This window comes from Streptomyces sp. NPDC088730 (assembly GCF_044751215.1).
GTDB lineage: Bacteria > Actinomycetota > Actinomycetes > Streptomycetales > Streptomycetaceae > Streptomyces.
Map to the genome: position 1 here is coordinate 358474 of NZ_JBIVLK010000006.1, position 14918 is coordinate 373391.

Here is a 14918-nt window from a genome sequence, read left to right on the forward strand (position 1 = left end):
CGGGTCCGCCCGGGTCAGCGCAGCGGTGTGCCGTCCTCCTTCAGCTGCATCTGCGGACGCCCCGTCACCAGCAGCCAGGCGGGCAGCGTGGCGACGCAGAGCAGCGGGAGCAGGTTCATGTCGGAGGCCAGCACCGCGGCCGTGAACAGGCTGAGCCAGCCCTGCCGGGTGACGGCCAGCAGCACCCCGAGCACCCCGCACGTCACCGCGACGGCCACCGGCACCCCGCCGACCAGGGCATGGGCGCACAGGCCCAGCGCGACGCCGGAGAACACGGCCGGGAAGATCCGCCCGCCCCGGAAACCGCAGGTCGCCGCGATCAGCAGGGCGGCGGTCTTCACCACGGCCATGAGCGCGAACCGCCCCGCCGACCAGCCGTCCGGGTCCGCGGCCAGCTCCTTCACCTCGTCCAGCCCCTTGAACAGGGTGAGATGCCCGCCCAGGGCGCCGAGCAGTCCGAGCAGCAGCCCGCCCAGGGTCAGCGCGAGGACCGGATGGGGCAGGGCGCGGAACGCGCGGTGCGCGTACGGGAAGGCGTACACCGCCGCCAGTCCCAGCACCGCCCCCGCGGCGGCGATCACGACGGCGGCGAGCAGGTCGCCCCAGTGCGTGTGGGTGTAGTCGGGCAGCGAGAGGTCGAAGCTGGGGTGGGCGGCCAGCGTCATGGTGAGGGACCCGGCCGCACCGGCCGCGAGCGGCCCGAACAGCCGGTCCCAGAGCGCGCCCGGCCCCGGCTTCGAGGCCAGCGACTCGGTGAGGATCAGCGCGGCGGCGATCGGTGTGCCGAACAGCGCGCCGATGGTGCCCGCCGCGGCGAGCGACACCCACAGCTCGGCCGGGGCGCCCGGCGCGAACCGGCGGCCGGCCCAGAAGGCCAGCGCGATGTTCGCCGCCGTGATCGGGTTCTCCGGGCCCAGGCTGACCCCGCCCGCCAGCGCCACCACCGTGACCAGCAGCAGCCCCGGCACGACACCGGGCGGCAGCGGCGGATCGACCAGGCCCATGGTCGCCGGATCGGGACCGGCCCGGCCGGGCACCGCCCGGATGACCAGCCCGGCCACCAGCCCGATCGCCGTGAGCATCACGATCATCCACAGCGAGGAGTACCGGCCGATCGACAGCGCGTCGGGCAGCGTCTCCCAGAGCACGTCCTGCAACCGGTCCGCGAGCAGGCTGACCCCGAGCAGTACGAGGGCCGAGGCCACTCCGACGGTGAGCGCGGGGACGAGGAGCGGCAGCAGCCTGCGGGCGGGGGTCGGTTCGGCGGAGACAACGGAATCGGTGGACATCGGCTCACCATAGCGAGGCAAAAGCCCTATAACCTGCCAAAAGGGCGCGGTGTGGCTCCCTTTCGGACTCGCACCTGACATCACGCCGGGGCCCGCCGCGCCTCACGCCACGTCGCGGGCGCACCTCACGCCGGGGCCGCCGCGCCTCACGCCATGTCCGGTTTGCACCTCACGCCGCGTCAGGACGCAGGCGCGGTCACCGATCCCGTTACGGAGACGGGGTGCGGGACGGCCCGTCCCCGTAAGGCGTTCAGAGCCTGCTGATCACCGCGGCCGTGCCGTACGCGCAGACCTCGGTGCCCACGTCGGCGGCCTCCGACACGTCGAAGCGCATCATCAGCACCGCGTTGGCGCCCCGCGCCCTCGCCTGCTCCACCAGTCGTTCCATGGCCTGGTTGCGGGTCTCGACGAGCGTCTTGGTCAGCCCCTTCAGCTCGCCGCCGATCATGGACTTCAGCCCGGCGCCGATCTGGCTGCCGAGGTGCCTGGACCGCACGGTCAGGCCGAACACCTCACCGATGACCTGGGTCACCTGGTGGCCCGGCACGTCGTTCGTGGTGACGATCAGCACATCGGCCTGTGCCGTCTGGCCGCCGCCGTAATCCTCAATGCCCATGGGTGTGGCACCTCCTGGGACCGAGTTTTGCCCCGGTTCGCCCGGTGTGCATCTCCACGGGGGCCAGTGGAACCCGGAGGCGCTCCGTTGCGTTGATAGCTTTGGGCGGCCACGCAGCCGTCATCCACCACATCCTGGAGCCCGGACCCTTGAATACGCTTGCGCTCGGACCGAGCTGGCTGGACCCGGACTATCTCATCGGTGAGTTCGGACTGATCGGTGTGCTGGTCATCGTCTTCGCCGAGTCCGGGCTGCTGATCGGGTTCTTCCTGCCCGGAGACGCCCTGCTGTTCACCACGGGCCTGCTGGTGACGACGGACAAGCTGCACAATCCGCTGTGGCTGGTCTGCGTCCTGGTCGCCCTGGCGGCGATCATCGGCGACCAGGTGGGCTATCTCTTCGGCCGCAAGGTCGGCCCCTCGCTCTTCAACCGGCCCGACTCCCGCCTCTTCAAGCAGGAGAACGTCGAGAAGGCCCACGAGTTCTTCGAGAAGTACGGGCCGAAGTCGCTGATCCTGGCCCGCTTCGTGCCCATCGTGCGCACGTTCACCCCGATCATCGCCGGTGTGAGCCGGATGAACTACCGCTCGTTCATCACGTTCAACATCATCGGCGGCATCATCTGGGGCGTCGGGGTGACGGTCCTGGGCGCGGTCCTGGGCAAGATCGAATTCGTGCACAAGAACATCGAAGCGATGCTCATCCTGATCGTGCTGATCTCGGTGGTGCCGATCGGCATCGAGTTCCTGCGCGCCCGCGGCAAGTCGAAGAAGGAAGCGGCCACGCGGGACGACGAGGGCCAGGACCCGGCCGCCGGGGGCGGCACCGGGCGCCGCGGCCGCCACGCCAAGCGCTGACGGGGTCCGGCGGAGCCCCTGACGGGCGGCTCCCCGCGCCGGGCTCGTCCCCGGGAGCCCATCCGCGCCTCAGAAGCCGCGCGTCCGCTTGGCCGCGCGGCGGTTCGCGCCGCCGATCGCGCCCGGCACCCGCATGAACAGCCGGGAGATCTCGCTTCCCAGGTTCACCCCGATGGCGATGGCCCCGGCCGTCGCCACCGCGGTCGACAGTGAGGCGAGGCCCCGGTCCAGCTCGTTCTGCGCGATGCCCAGCAGACCGAAGTACGTCGCGGAACCGGGCAGCAGCGGGCCGATCGCGGCCGTGATGAACGGCAGCGAGGACGTGTAGCGGTACCGCGAGAACAGCTGACCGAACAGCCCCACCAGGCCGGCCGCCACCGCGGTGGCCGCCACCGGCGAGATCTCGCCCGTCCGGGCCATCGCCCCGAAGATCACCCAGGCCACACCGCCGTTCAGGGTCACCGCCAGCACCGTGGACCGGTCCTGCTGGAGCAGGATCGCGAAGGCCAGACTCAGCAGCATCGAGGCCAGGATCTGGAGCCACGGCCGGTCGTGCGAGATCAGCCGCTCCTCCGGGTTCAGCTGGGCGCCCAGCTGAAGGCCCCCGTAGAGCACCAGCAGCACACCCGCGACGATCCCGATGAAGAAGTACATGACCTCCAGCAGCCGCGCGGCCGCGGTGATGTAGTAGCCGGTCAGACCGTCCTGCACCCCCGCCACCAGGGCCCGCCCCGGAAGCAGCGCGAACAGCCCACCGGTGATGACCGCGGACGGCCGTACGTCCGACCAGTGGGTCAGGGTCAGTGCCACCCCCAGCGCGGCGGGCGGCATCGCCGCCACCACGAACTGGTAGAACTCGGGCAGCCCGCGCCCGGCACACAGCCAGGCCAGCCGGTCCCCGAGCATCGCGCCGAGCGCCGCGATCAGGAAGACCACGGGGCCACCGCCGACCAGCACCGATGCCGCGCCCGCCAGCCCGCCGGCGGCCAGCGTGAGCACCCAGCCGGGGTACGGATGCCGGTTCCTGCGGATCTCCGCCAGGCGCCGGTAGGCCTCCTCCAGCGAGACCTCGCCCTCCTCCGTGGTGATGTCGTCGATGAGCCGGAAGACCGCGGCCAGCCGGGTGTAGTCGGTGCCGCGACGGCGCACGGTACGGCTCGCCGTCACCGGGTCGTCGACCAGCGAGGGCTGGTGCGAGATCGACAGCAGCGTGAAGGTGACGGTCGGCTCGCAGCGGTCCAGCCCGTAGCTGCGGGTCACGGCGAACATCGCCGCCTCGACGTCCTCCGCGCCCTCGCCGCCGGCCAGCAGCAGCTCCCCGATACGCAGCGTCAGGTCGAGCACGCGCGGCACCGCGGGGCCCGCGTCGTCGTGCTTCTGGACCGGCTCGGGCGCCGGGCGCTCGGCCACCGGCATCCGCAGCATCGTGCGCATCCGGTCCTGCCAGGGCGCTTCCTTGGTCAGCCGGATCATCGGGATGCCGTGCGCGGGCGTGAAGGCGGGGGAGTCCCGGGCGCTGTAGGTGCGCGGCGGCGCGAAGGCGGAGCCGATCGTGTCCGAGCCCGGGCCCGAGGCCGTTCCGGAACCTGAAGCGGAACCCGTGCCCGAGGAGCCGCCGGAACCCTGCGGCTCAGGCGTCAGACCGGCCGGAAGGGCGAATTCCGACGTCGGGTGGTCCTCCTCGGACGGCGAAGCCGACCTCCCCACCCCGGCGGGCTGGGAGAACGCGCTGCGTGCCTCGTCGGACTGGGGCTTCTGGTCCTCGGGACCGCCCGGTTCCGCCACCACTGACCTCTCTCTTCATCGGGCTGCGCATCTTCTGTAGCGCTCCTGCCCAGTATGGCCGCGGAGATGGACGGCCACGCGAAACGGGCGGCACACCGGTGAAGGTGTGCCGCCCGTCGCTGGAGCAGATGCACAAGCGGAACCGCGAACGGAACCGCGAACAGAGCGCGAACGGAACCGTGAGCCGGAACCGCGAACGGAACGTCAGTGCGCGCCGCCCTGCGCCTCAAGGCGCTTGTACGAGTTCTCGATCTCGGCCTCGGCCTCGGTGCGGCCGACCCAGTCGGCGCCCTCGACGGACTTGCCGGGCTCCAGGTCCTTGTAGACCTCGAAGAAGTGCTGGATCTCCAGGCGGTCGAACTCCGACACGTGGTGGATGTCGCGCAGGTGCTCCACCCGGGGGTCGGAGGCCGGCACGCACAGCAGCTTGTCGTCGCCGCCGGCCTCGTCCGTCATCCGGAACATGCCGATGGCGCGGCACTTGATGAGGCAGCCGGGGAAGGTCGGCTCCTCCAGGATGACCAGCGCGTCCAGCGGGTCGCCGTCCTCGCCGAGGGTGTTCTCGACGAAACCGTAGTCCGCCGGGTAACTGGTCGAGGTGAAGAGCCGACGGTCCAGACGGATCCGGCCGGTCTCGTGGTCCACCTCGTACTTGTTCCGCGAACCCTTCGGAATCTCGATAACGACGTCGAACTCCACGGGTGGCTCCTCCATGATCAACACATACGACTGATGGTTAAGTGTCCCTCACGGAGATGTGTGCTCGCGAAAGGGGCTGGTCAACGGTGGGCGATCCGGTGAAAAGACCGTCGGTCAATCCGTTCGGCAAGCTGAACGGGGTGGCCCTGAAGAACCACCTCGGCCTGCGGAACGGGCTGAGCAACTGGCAGTTCACGGCCGTCTCCGCCGCCCTCGGCCTGGCGCTCGCAGCCGGCGTCGTCCTTGCCGCCGGTCCCTGGGACTCGGGTCAGCGTAAGGCCGAGCAGGACTGGGCCGCCGCCCGGGACGGCACGGGTGGCGCACATCACGACCCCGAGGCGCCCGCCGGACCGGCCCCCGCACCCAGCGCCCCCGCCGTGCTCGCCGCGCTCGGCACCGCCGCGCAGCGGCCCGCCCCGGACACCCAGGACGGCGCGGCGGCCGGACTCGCCCCCGTACTGGACCCCCTGCTGAAGGACTCCGCGCTCGGCACCCGGCGCAGCGCCGTCGTCATCGACACCGCCACCGGCAGGCGGCTGTACGGCAAGGGGGCCGACGCCCCCATGACCCCGGCCTCCACGGTCAAGATCGCCACCACCGTCGCGGCCCTGACCGCGCTCGGCCCCGACCACCGCATCCCCACCACCGTGCGGACCTCCGCGGACTCCCGCACCGTCACCCTGGTCGGCGGCGGCGATCCCACCCTCGACCGGCCGGCGCTGCGCACCCTGGCCGCGGACACCGCCCGCGCCGTCAAGGCCGCCGGCGTCCACGAGGTCCGGCTCCGGTACGACACCTCCGGCTACTCCGGGCCGGCACTCCACCCGATCGGCCCCAACGAGAACATCGCCCCGCTGAGCGCCCTGATGGTCAACGAGGGCCGCCTCGACGACACCGTGAGCGGACCCGCCCAGCGCAGTACGGACCCCGCCCGGGACGCCGCCGACGCCTTCGGCGAACTGCTGGACAAGGCCGGTGTCGGCACCCGGTCCGGGCCGGAGGCGGGCCGGGCGGCCGCGAAGTCCCGTCCCGTCGCCAAGCACCTCTCCGCCCCGCTGTCCGGGCTCATCGAGCGGGCGCTGACCAACAGCGACAACGACATCGCGGAGGCGCTCGCCCGGCAGACCGCGCTGGCCGCGGGCGAACCGGCGGACTTCGCCGGCGGCCGACGGGCGGTCACCGCCCAGCTGAAGAAGCTGGAACTGCCGCTCAAGGGAGTGGTCCTCGCCGACGGCAGCGGACTCGACCGCCACGACAAGGTCACCGCCGCGCTGCTCGCCGGACTGCTCGCCCGTACGGCCGATCCCGACCACCCCGAACTGCGCTCCGTCCTCTCCGGACTCCCGGTGGCCGGCTTCAGCGGCACGCTGAGCGGCCGCTACACGACGAAGTCCGGCGGCACCGGCCTGATCCGCGCCAAGACGGGCACCCTCACCGGCGTCAACACCCTCGCCGGCACCGTCGTGGACCCGCGCGGCAGGCTGCTCGCGTTCGCCTTCCTGGCATCGGGCACCACGGACCCGTCCGCGGCCCAGTCCGCCCTCGACTCGCTCGCCACCGCCCTGGCCGCCGGCAAGCACTGACGGCACCCCCCATTCGCCGTTCGGTCCGGGGACCGAGCACGTACGGTTGACGCATGACGAGCATCGGTGGTGCGGGGATGGTCGACTGGAAGCTCGCGGTTGCGACCGCGACCCGATTTGTCCGGCCGGGGCCGGAGATCAGCCGCGAGGAGGCCCGCGAGGTCGTCGCGGAGCTGCGCAGGCATGCCAAGGCCGCGGAGGAACACGTCCGCGCCTTCACCCGGATGATCCCGGAAGGGACCGAACCGGAGGACACCCCCGTCCTGGTCGTCGACCGGGCCGGCTGGATCAAGGCGAACGTCGCGGGCTTCCGCGAACTGCTGCGTCCTCTCCTGGACAAGATGGAGGAACGCCGCGGCGGCGGTGCGGGCGGCGCGGTGCTCGGCGCGGTCGGCTCCAAGGTGACCGGGGTCGAGGTGGGGATGCTGCTGTCGTTCCTGGCCTCCCGGGTCCTCGGCCAGTACGAGACGTTCGCCCCCGCCACCCGCGACCTCCCGGCCTCGGCCGACGGCGGCGGCAGGCTCCTGCTCGTCGCCCCGAACATCGTCCACGTCGAACGGGAACTGGAGGTCGACCCGCACGACTTCCGCCTCTGGGTGGCCCTCCACGAGGAGACCCACCGCACCCAGTTCACCGCGGTGCCCTGGCTCCGCGACCATCTGCAGGGCGAGATCCAGTCATTCCTGGACGAGACCGACGTCGACCCCATGACCCTGCTGGAACGGCTCCGCGAGGCAGCCCAGTCGCTGGCCGGCGGCCGGCCGGAGGGCGAGGAGGGCGAGGACGGCGGACGCAGCCTCGTCGAGGTCGTGCAGACACCCGCCCAGCGCGAGATCCTCGGCCGGCTCACCGCGGTGATGTCCCTGCTGGAGGGGCACGCGGACTACGTGATGGACGGCGTCGGCCCCGAAGTCGTCTCCTCCGTAGGGGAGATCCGGGAGAAGTTCCAGCAGCGCAGGGCACGCGGCGCGAGCCGGCTCGACCAGGCGCTGCGCAAGCTCCTGGGCCTCGACGCGAAGCTGCGCCAGTACCGGGACGGCGAGCGGTTCGTGCGCGCCGTGGTCGACGAGGTCGGCATGGACGGCTTCAACCGGGTCTGGACCTCGCCCAACACCCTGCCGACCAAGGCGGAGATCGCGAAGCCGGCGGACTGGATCGCGAGGGTGCACCGTAAGGCAGAGTCATGATCACGGCGCGAACAGGGGCTCGCGGCCACGGTCGAACGCGCCGGTAATCACCCATCCGAGGGACCGTAGGGGCATGGGAAGGCGTGCAATGCTCGTTGAACGGCATTGCTCTGTCACCATCGACGCACTCTGAGTGACGGCACTCTTTCCTGTCCCGGCACTCCGAGGCTCCCCTCCGAAACTTCACGAAGGGCACCGGACATGGGTCCCCATCCTGCGGTCGCGGCGATACGCCTGGCGGTCCGCCGCGTACTCCACGACGTCATCACCGACTTCGCCGAACAGACCGAACGAGCTCCGCACGCCGGACGCGCCCCGCACCCCGAGCTCGCCGAAGCCGGCGCCGGCCGGCGGCGCGCCGCACTTCCCGAACGACCCGATACCCCTCTGGTGCTGGTGGCATGCTCCGGTGGCGCCGATTCCATGGCGCTCGCCTCCGCCCTCGCCTTCGAGGCCCGCAAACTCCCCGTCAGGGCCGGCGGCATCACCGTCGACCACGGCCTCCAGGACGGCTCCGACACCCGGGCCACCGAGGTCGTCGGCCGCCTCACCGCCATGGAGCTCGACCCGGTCGAGGCCGTCGCGGTGCGGGTCGGCCACGACGGCGGACCCGAGGCCGCCGCCCGAGACGCCCGCTACGCCGCACTGGACGCGGCGGCCGAACGCCACGGCGCGGCCGCCGTCCTGCTCGGCCACACCCGCGACGACCAGGCGGAGACGGTGCTGCTGGGGCTCGCCCGCGGCTCCGGCATCCGCTCCCTCTCCGGCATGGCCGCCGCGTCCGGCCCGGCGGGCCGCTACCGCCGCCCCTTCCTCCAGCTCGACCGGCAGACCGCCCGCAAGGCCTGCCTGGTCCAGTCCCTGACGGTCTGGGACGACCCGCACAACATCGACCCCGCCTACACCCGCTCCCGGCTGCGTCACGAGGGACTGCCCGCCCTGGAGAAGGCGCTGGGCAAAGGAGTCGTCGAGGCCCTCGCCCGTACCGCACAGCTCTCCCGCGACGACGCCGACGCCCTGGACACCTGGGCTGCGGAGGCCGACCGTGACGTACGCGACGAAGCGGGCCGCCTGGAGTGCGCCAAGCTCTGCGTCCTGCCGCCCGCCGTCCGCCGCCGGGTCCTGCGCCGGGCGGCCATAGAGGCGGGCTCCCCGGCCGGTTCGCTCTTCGCCCGCCACATCGAGGAAGTCGACCGCCTCATCACCGGCTGGCGCGGCCAGCAGGCCATCAACCTGCCCGGCCGCGTCGAAGCCCTGCGCCAGGGTGGCAGACTGGTGATTCGGCAGAGCTGACGCACAAGCGGCTGACATGCAGGCGAGCGGCCGCGCAGGTCCGGGACACCACCCGGGCCGGCAGGCAAAGAAAGAGACGCGGGTGAACGAGAAGGACATGGGTACCGACCTTCAGTCGGTGCTCCTCACCAAGGAAGAGATCGACGCGAAGCTCGTCGAGCTGGCCGCGAAGATCGACGCGGAGTACGCGGGCAAGGACCTGCTCCTCGTCGGTGTCCTCAAGGGCGCGGTGATGGTCATGGCGGACCTGGCGCGCGCCCTGTCCACCCCCGTCACCATGGACTGGATGGCCGTCTCCTCGTACGGGGCGGGCACCCAGTCCTCCGGTGTCGTCCGGATCCTCAAGGACCTCGACACCGACATCAAGGGCAAGCACGTCCTGATCGTCGAGGACATCATCGACTCCGGTCTGACCCTGTCCTGGCTGATGTCGAACCTGGGCTCGCGCGAGCCCGCCTCGCTGGAGATCTGCACCCTGCTGCGCAAGCCCGACGCGGCGAAGGTCGCGCTCGACTGCAAGTGGGTCGGGTTCGACATCCCCAACGAGTTCGTCGTCGGCTACGGGCTCGACTACGCGGAGAAGTACCGCAACCTCCCCTTCGTCGGCACGCTCGCCCCGCACGTCTACGGCGGCTGACCAGGACCCGCGCAACCCGCACCGACTCCGGGGAACCCTCACGGATTTCCCGCCGTTGAGCCTTCGAAGGCGGGTTTGACAGACGTCCCCGGCGGTCGTCGGTGACAATGCTGGGGTACCGTCCGAAGAACAGTCTTTACTCACACGCAGCATTTACCTACGGGCAGGAGGGACGGGGCGACTTCGCTCCGTATGGATGGACGTGAAGCGATACTTCCGTGGGCCGGTCATGTGGATCGTGCTGGCCGTCCTCGCCGTGGTCGTGTTGATGCAGGTCGTCGGCTCGTCCGGCGGCTACAAGACGGTGGACACCGGCAAGGTGATCCAGGCGATCAGTAAGAACCAGGTGGAGCAGGCCAAGCTCACCACCGGTGACGATCAAATCCTCAAGATCGAGATGAAGGACGGCCAGAAGCTCTCTGGCGAGTCCGGCAGCAAGTTCCAGGCGAGCTACATCGGCAACCAAGGCGTCGAGCTGGCCGACACGCTGCAGAAGAAGTTCGAGAGCGGTGACATCGAGAAGGGTTACACCGTCTCGCCGTCGAAGCAGTCCCCGTTCGTCTCGATCCTCTTCTCGCTGCTGCCCTTCGTCCTCATCGTGGTCGTCTTCCTGTTTCTGATGAACCAGATGCAGGGTGGCGGCTCCAAGGTCATGCAGTTCGGCAAGTCCAAGGCCAAGCTGATCACCAAGGACACCCCCAAGACGACGTTCGCCGATGTGGCGGGCTCGGACGAGGCGGTCGAGGAGCTCTACGAGATCAAGGAGTTCCTCCAGGAGCCGGCGAAGTTCCAGGCCGTCGGTGCCAAGATCCCCAAGGGTGTCCTGCTGTACGGGCCTCCCGGTACGGGCAAGACGCTGCTCGCACGCGCCGTCGCCGGCGAGGCGGGCGTCCCGTTCTACTCGATCTCCGGTTCCGACTTCGTCGAGATGTTCGTCGGTGTCGGTGCCTCCCGGGTGCGCGACCTCTTCGAGCAGGCCAAGGCGAACGCCCCGGCGATCGTCTTCGTCGACGAGATCGACGCGGTCGGCCGGCACCGCGGTGCCGGTATGGGCGGCGGTCACGACGAGCGCGAGCAGACGCTGAACCAGCTGCTCGTCGAGATGGACGGCTTCGACGTGAAGGGCGGCGTGATCCTGATCGCCGCCACGAACCGGCCGGACATCCTCGACCCGGCGCTGCTGCGTCCGGGCCGCTTCGACCGGCAGATCGCGGTCGACCGGCCGGACATGATCGGCCGGCTGGAGATCCTCAAGGTCCACCAGAAGGGCAAGCCGGTCGCACCGGACGTCGATCTCGGCGCCGTTGCCCGTCGTACGCCCGGCTTCACCGGTGCCGACCTGTCGAACGTGCTGAACGAAGCGGCGCTCCTCACGGCGCGCGGCAACCTGAAGCTGATCGACAACAACATGCTCGACGAGGCCATCGACCGCGTCGTGGCGGGTCCGCAGAAGCGGACCCGGATCATGTCCGAGAAGGAGAAGAAGATCACCGCGTACCACGAGGGCGGACACGCCCTGGTCGCGGCGGCCTCACCTCAGTCGGACCCGGTCCACAAGATCACGATCCTCTCCCGCGGCCGCGCCCTCGGTTACACGATGGTGCTCCCGGAGGAGGACAAGTACTCCACGACGCGCAACGAGATGCTCGACCAGCTGGCTTACATGCTGGGCGGGCGCGCGGCCGAGGAGCTGGTCTTCCACGATCCGACCACCGGCGCTGCGAACGACATCGAGAAGGCCACCGCAACGGCCCGCGCGATGGTCACGCAGTACGGCATGACGGAGCGGCTCGGCGCGATCAAGTTCGGCGGCGACAACACCGAACCCTTCGTGGGCCGCGAGATGGGCCACCAGCGCGACTACTCGGAAGAGGTCGCCGCGCTGGTCGACGAAGAGGTCAAGAAGCTCATCGAGAGCGCGCACAACGACGCGTGGGAGATCCTGGTCGAGAACCGAGACGTTCTGGACGCACTGGTTCTCCAGCTCCTTGAGAAGGAGACCCTCGGCAAGGCGGAGATCGCGGAGATCTTCGCTCCGATCGTCAAGCGTCCGGCCCGTCCGGCGTGGACCGGGTCCGCCCGGCGCACGCCGTCCACCCGGCCGCCGGTGCTCTCCCCGAAGGAGCTCGCCCTCACCAACGGCGCCACCACGGCGAACGGCTCCCCGGTCGCGGACATCGTCCCGGCCACCGAGTCGATCCCCGAGGATCGTCCCGAGAGCTAGGTACCGGACCCGTGCGACCCCCGTCACAGGGGTTCGGACGGGCCCGGAATGGAAGCCGCGTCCTCCAGGTTTTAGCCTGTGGGGGCGCGGCTTTCGTATATCTGCGCGAATGTCCACGCAGCTGACAGTTCAGAGGAACGAGGCACAGATGACCGACCCGGTGACGCTCGACGGCCAGAATCCGATCGGTGAGTTCGACGAGAAGCGGGCGGCGGCGGCCGTACGCGAGCTCCTCATCGCCGTGGGGGAGGACCCGGACCGAGAAGGGCTGCGGGAGACCCCGGGGCGGGTGGCACGGGCGTACCAGGAGATCCTGGCCGGTCTGTGGCAGGAGCCGGAGGACGTCCTCACGACCACATTCGACCTGGGCCACGACGAGATGGTCCTGGTGAAGGACATCGAGATCGTCAGCCTCTGTGAGCATCATCTGCTCCCCTTCCACGGAGTCGCGCACGTCGGGTACATCCCGGCGGAGAGCGGCAAGATCACCGGGCTGTCCAAGCTCGCGCGCCTTGTCGATGTCTTCGCACGCCGTCCGCAGGTTCAGGAGCGGCTGACCACACAGGTCGCGGACTCGCTGATGCGCATCCTGGAGGCGCGTGGCGCGATCGTGGTCATCGAGGCCGAGCACATGTGCATGTCTGTCCGGGGTATCCGCAAGCCCGGTGCGAAGACGACGACGTCGGCGGTGCGCGGTCAGTTGCGCGACGCTTCCACCCGCGCCGAGGCGATGAGTCTGATTCTGGCGAGGTAGCCGGACTGTCAGTGCCGGGTCGTCCTCCTGAATGGCGCATGGCTGTGGGATTCAGGAGGAGTGCCGTGGGGGCACCCAGCAGGCAGACGGTCAATTCGGTCGGCGGGCGCGAGCGATCGCATCGCACCTGTCGTCATCGACGACTGGGCCGCTCGTGGAACCTTCCGGTCCGAGCAGCATGCTGTGCAACCGATGGAACCGTCATGGGCCGAGGTCGGCGAAGTGCGCGAGCGAACGGCGGCCGCCAAGCCGTTCACGTTCTCCAGCTACCGGCTCGACCCGTACCCGGCCTTGCTGATCAATGGACACCTCGTCCGCCAGATGTGGTGAGACGGGCGGCTGAGACAGGCCGAGTGCCGGGGGTCGGCTACGCCGCGTTCTTGTTGTCGTCCTCGTCGTCCGGGAGCTTGCAGACGCGTTCCAGGAAGAGGGCGGCCGCTATCACCGCGAGGCCGGCCAGGACCGCGAAGCCGGCGTAGATCGCCTGGTCGCGGCGGGCCGGCATGTCGAGGGAGCCGAGCAGGAAGACGCCGACGCCGCCGTACATCCCGGCGACCAGGGCGACGACCAGGGCGCTGGCCTGGCCGAAGACCACGGCGCGTGCCGCCATCAGGGGCTCGACGCCCTTCGCGCCCGGCCGGCGCTCACGCTGGGCGCGCAGCCGGGAGCGGATGGAGAGCGCCGTCGCCAGCAGGACGACGGCGATCACAGCGAGCACGATGGGGGCGGCCAGCGGCACGCTCGGCAGGGTGCCGAAAGAGTCCCAGAGGCGGGCGCCGCCCCAGGACAGCACCCCGGCGGCGGCGAAGAGGCCCGCCAGTACTCCGAGCCGTAGTTGCTTCACCGGGTGAGCCGCCCTTCGCCGCCTGTGATCCGTGCCGCCGTGATCATTCCTGCTGTTCCCCAGAGCCTAACGACTACTCGGGCAGCCGGAGTTCCAGGTCGGCCCGGGGCAGTACGCTGCCGCGGCCGACACCGGCCAGCAGATCGGCGACCGGGCCGACGCCGGGCAGTTGGGCCGCCGGATCCACGTCGTGCCACGGGGCGAGGACGAAGGCGCGCTCGCGGGCCCGCGGGTGCGGGAGGGTCAGCACCGGATCGTCGGAGACCACATCGGCGTACGCCACGATGTCGACGTCGATCGTGCGCGGGCCCCAGCGCTCCTCGCGGACCCGGTCGAAGGCCTCCTCGATGGCCTGGCCGCGCTCCAGGAGGGAGGACGGGGGCAGCGTGGTCTTCACGACGACGACCGCGTTGAAGTACGAGGGCTGCGAGCCGGGGTCGACGCCCCAGGGCTCCGTCTCGTACACCGGGGAGACCGCCTTGACCCGGAGGCCGGGGGTGTCCTCCAGGGCGTCGATGGCGCCCTGGAGGGTCTCCAGGCGGTTGCCGAGGTTGGAGCCCAGGGAGATCACGGCGCGTTTGGGGTTGGAGAGGGTGATGTCCGCGGCGTCCACCTGTTCGACCACGGAGGTGGGAACCGGCTGTACGGTCGGGTCGCTCTGCCCCTCGGTGGAAAATGCAGTCATGCTCGGCTCCGGGTGATGGTGATGGTGACGTCGTCGAAGGGGACGGTGATGGGCGCATCCGGCTTGTGCACCACAACTTCCACCTCCTCGACGCCTTCGTGCTTGAGGCACTGCTGGGCGATGCGCTCCGCGAGCGTCTCGATCAGATCGACCGGCTCGCCCTTGACGACATCGACGACCTCCTCCGCGACCACGCCGTAGTGCACGGTCTTCGTCAGGTCGTCGGCGGCTGCCGCGGGGCGGGTGTCGAGGCCCAGCACCAGGTCCACGATGAACGTCTGCCCCTCTTCCCGTTCCCGGGGAAAGACGCCATGGTGCCCACGGGCCTTGAGGCCGCGCAGCGCGACACGATCCACGCGAATCACTCCTGCTGTTGTTGGTCGTAGGGGCACGGGCCGCGTGCGGGCGACGTCCTGCCCTCGTGGGAATCTACCTGCGGGCACCGACAGCACTCGCCTGTGGGGC

The 14918-nt window shown here is 70.4% G+C and carries 15 protein-coding genes; 8 read left to right on the forward strand and 7 right to left on the reverse strand.

Going from position 1 to position 14918, the window contains the following annotated elements; translation table 11 throughout:
- Positions 1–14 precede the first annotated feature (14 nt).
- Positions 15–1289, reverse strand: coding sequence for an ion channel protein (locus tag ACIP89_RS21140; protein ID WP_402116121.1), 1275 nt, complete (start codon positions 1287–1289; stop codon positions 15–17).
- A 250-nt stretch (positions 1290–1539) separates the two neighbouring features.
- Positions 1540–1905, reverse strand: a complete 366-nt coding sequence (locus ACIP89_RS21145) for a YbjQ family protein (RefSeq protein ID WP_383784439.1) — start codon at positions 1903–1905, stop codon at positions 1540–1542.
- 149 nt (positions 1906–2054) lie between these two features.
- Between ACIP89_RS21145 and ACIP89_RS21150 the strand changes: the two genes are divergently transcribed.
- Positions 2055–2762, forward strand: coding sequence for a DedA family protein (locus ACIP89_RS21150; protein ID WP_401933205.1), 708 nt, complete (start codon positions 2055–2057; stop codon positions 2760–2762).
- Positions 2763–2831: 69 nt separating this feature from the next.
- On the opposite strand, the gene ACIP89_RS21155 is transcribed toward ACIP89_RS21150, so the two are convergent.
- Both ACIP89_RS21155 and ACIP89_RS21160 read right to left on the reverse strand, forming a co-directional pair.
- Positions 2832–4550, reverse strand: coding sequence for a threonine/serine exporter ThrE family protein (locus ACIP89_RS21155; protein ID WP_402116123.1), 1719 nt, complete (start codon positions 4548–4550; stop codon positions 2832–2834).
- Positions 4551–4751: 201 nt separating this feature from the next.
- Entirely contained in the window at positions 4752–5246 is a 495-nt protein-coding gene (locus tag ACIP89_RS21160) for an inorganic diphosphatase (protein WP_024491916.1), read from the reverse strand.
- Between the two features lie 86 nt (positions 5247–5332).
- Between ACIP89_RS21160 and dacB the strand changes: the two genes are divergently transcribed.
- The 7 genes from dacB (at position 5333) to ACIP89_RS21195 (ending at position 13254) form a co-directional block, all read left to right on the forward strand.
- The gene (gene dacB, locus ACIP89_RS21165; protein WP_402116124.1) at positions 5333–6829 is read left to right on the forward strand and encodes a D-alanyl-D-alanine carboxypeptidase/D-alanyl-D-alanine-endopeptidase; all 1497 of its coding nucleotides are present in this window, start codon (positions 5333–5335) and stop codon (positions 6827–6829) included.
- 53 nt (positions 6830–6882) lie between these two features.
- On the forward strand, positions 6883–8016 hold the full coding sequence (locus ACIP89_RS21170) for a zinc-dependent metalloprotease (RefSeq protein ID WP_401923979.1): 1134 nt from the start codon (positions 6883–6885) through the stop codon (positions 8014–8016).
- A gap of 201 nt (positions 8017–8217) precedes the next feature.
- Positions 8218–9309, forward strand: a complete 1092-nt coding sequence (gene tilS, locus ACIP89_RS21175) for a tRNA lysidine(34) synthetase TilS (RefSeq protein WP_401923976.1) — start codon at positions 8218–8220, stop codon at positions 9307–9309.
- A gap of 97 nt (positions 9310–9406) precedes the next feature.
- Positions 9407–9946, forward strand: a complete 540-nt coding sequence (gene hpt, locus ACIP89_RS21180) for a hypoxanthine phosphoribosyltransferase (protein ID WP_037777945.1) — start codon at positions 9407–9409, stop codon at positions 9944–9946.
- A gap of 196 nt (positions 9947–10142) precedes the next feature.
- Positions 10143–12170 carry an ATP-dependent zinc metalloprotease FtsH gene (gene ftsH, locus ACIP89_RS21185; protein ID WP_401923973.1) on the forward strand — a complete coding sequence of 676 codons (2028 nt, stop codon included), beginning with the start codon at positions 10143–10145 and terminating at the stop codon, positions 12168–12170.
- 148 nt (positions 12171–12318) lie between these two features.
- Positions 12319–12924: a GTP cyclohydrolase I FolE gene (gene folE, locus ACIP89_RS21190; protein WP_401933197.1), complete on the forward strand. Its 606-nt coding sequence runs from the start codon at positions 12319–12321 to the stop codon at positions 12922–12924.
- A gap of 192 nt (positions 12925–13116) precedes the next feature.
- Positions 13117–13254, forward strand: coding sequence for a hypothetical protein (locus ACIP89_RS21195; protein ID WP_401923968.1), 138 nt, complete (start codon positions 13117–13119; stop codon positions 13252–13254).
- A 37-nt stretch (positions 13255–13291) separates the two neighbouring features.
- On the opposite strand, the gene ACIP89_RS21200 is transcribed toward ACIP89_RS21195, so the two are convergent.
- From ACIP89_RS21200 to folB, 3 genes are all read right to left on the reverse strand, one after another.
- Positions 13292–13768: a DUF3180 domain-containing protein gene (locus ACIP89_RS21200; protein WP_402116126.1), complete on the reverse strand. Its 477-nt coding sequence runs from the start codon at positions 13766–13768 to the stop codon at positions 13292–13294.
- A gap of 73 nt (positions 13769–13841) precedes the next feature.
- On the reverse strand, positions 13842–14453 hold the full coding sequence (gene folK, locus ACIP89_RS21205; RefSeq protein ID WP_401923964.1) for a 2-amino-4-hydroxy-6-hydroxymethyldihydropteridine diphosphokinase: 612 nt from the start codon (positions 14451–14453) through the stop codon (positions 13842–13844).
- The gene (gene folB, locus ACIP89_RS21210; RefSeq protein ID WP_024493348.1) at positions 14450–14809 is read right to left on the reverse strand and encodes a dihydroneopterin aldolase; all 360 of its coding nucleotides are present in this window, start codon (positions 14807–14809) and stop codon (positions 14450–14452) included. Before folB ends, folK begins: the two co-directional genes overlap by 4 nt.
- Between the last annotated feature and the right edge of the window lie 109 nt (positions 14810–14918).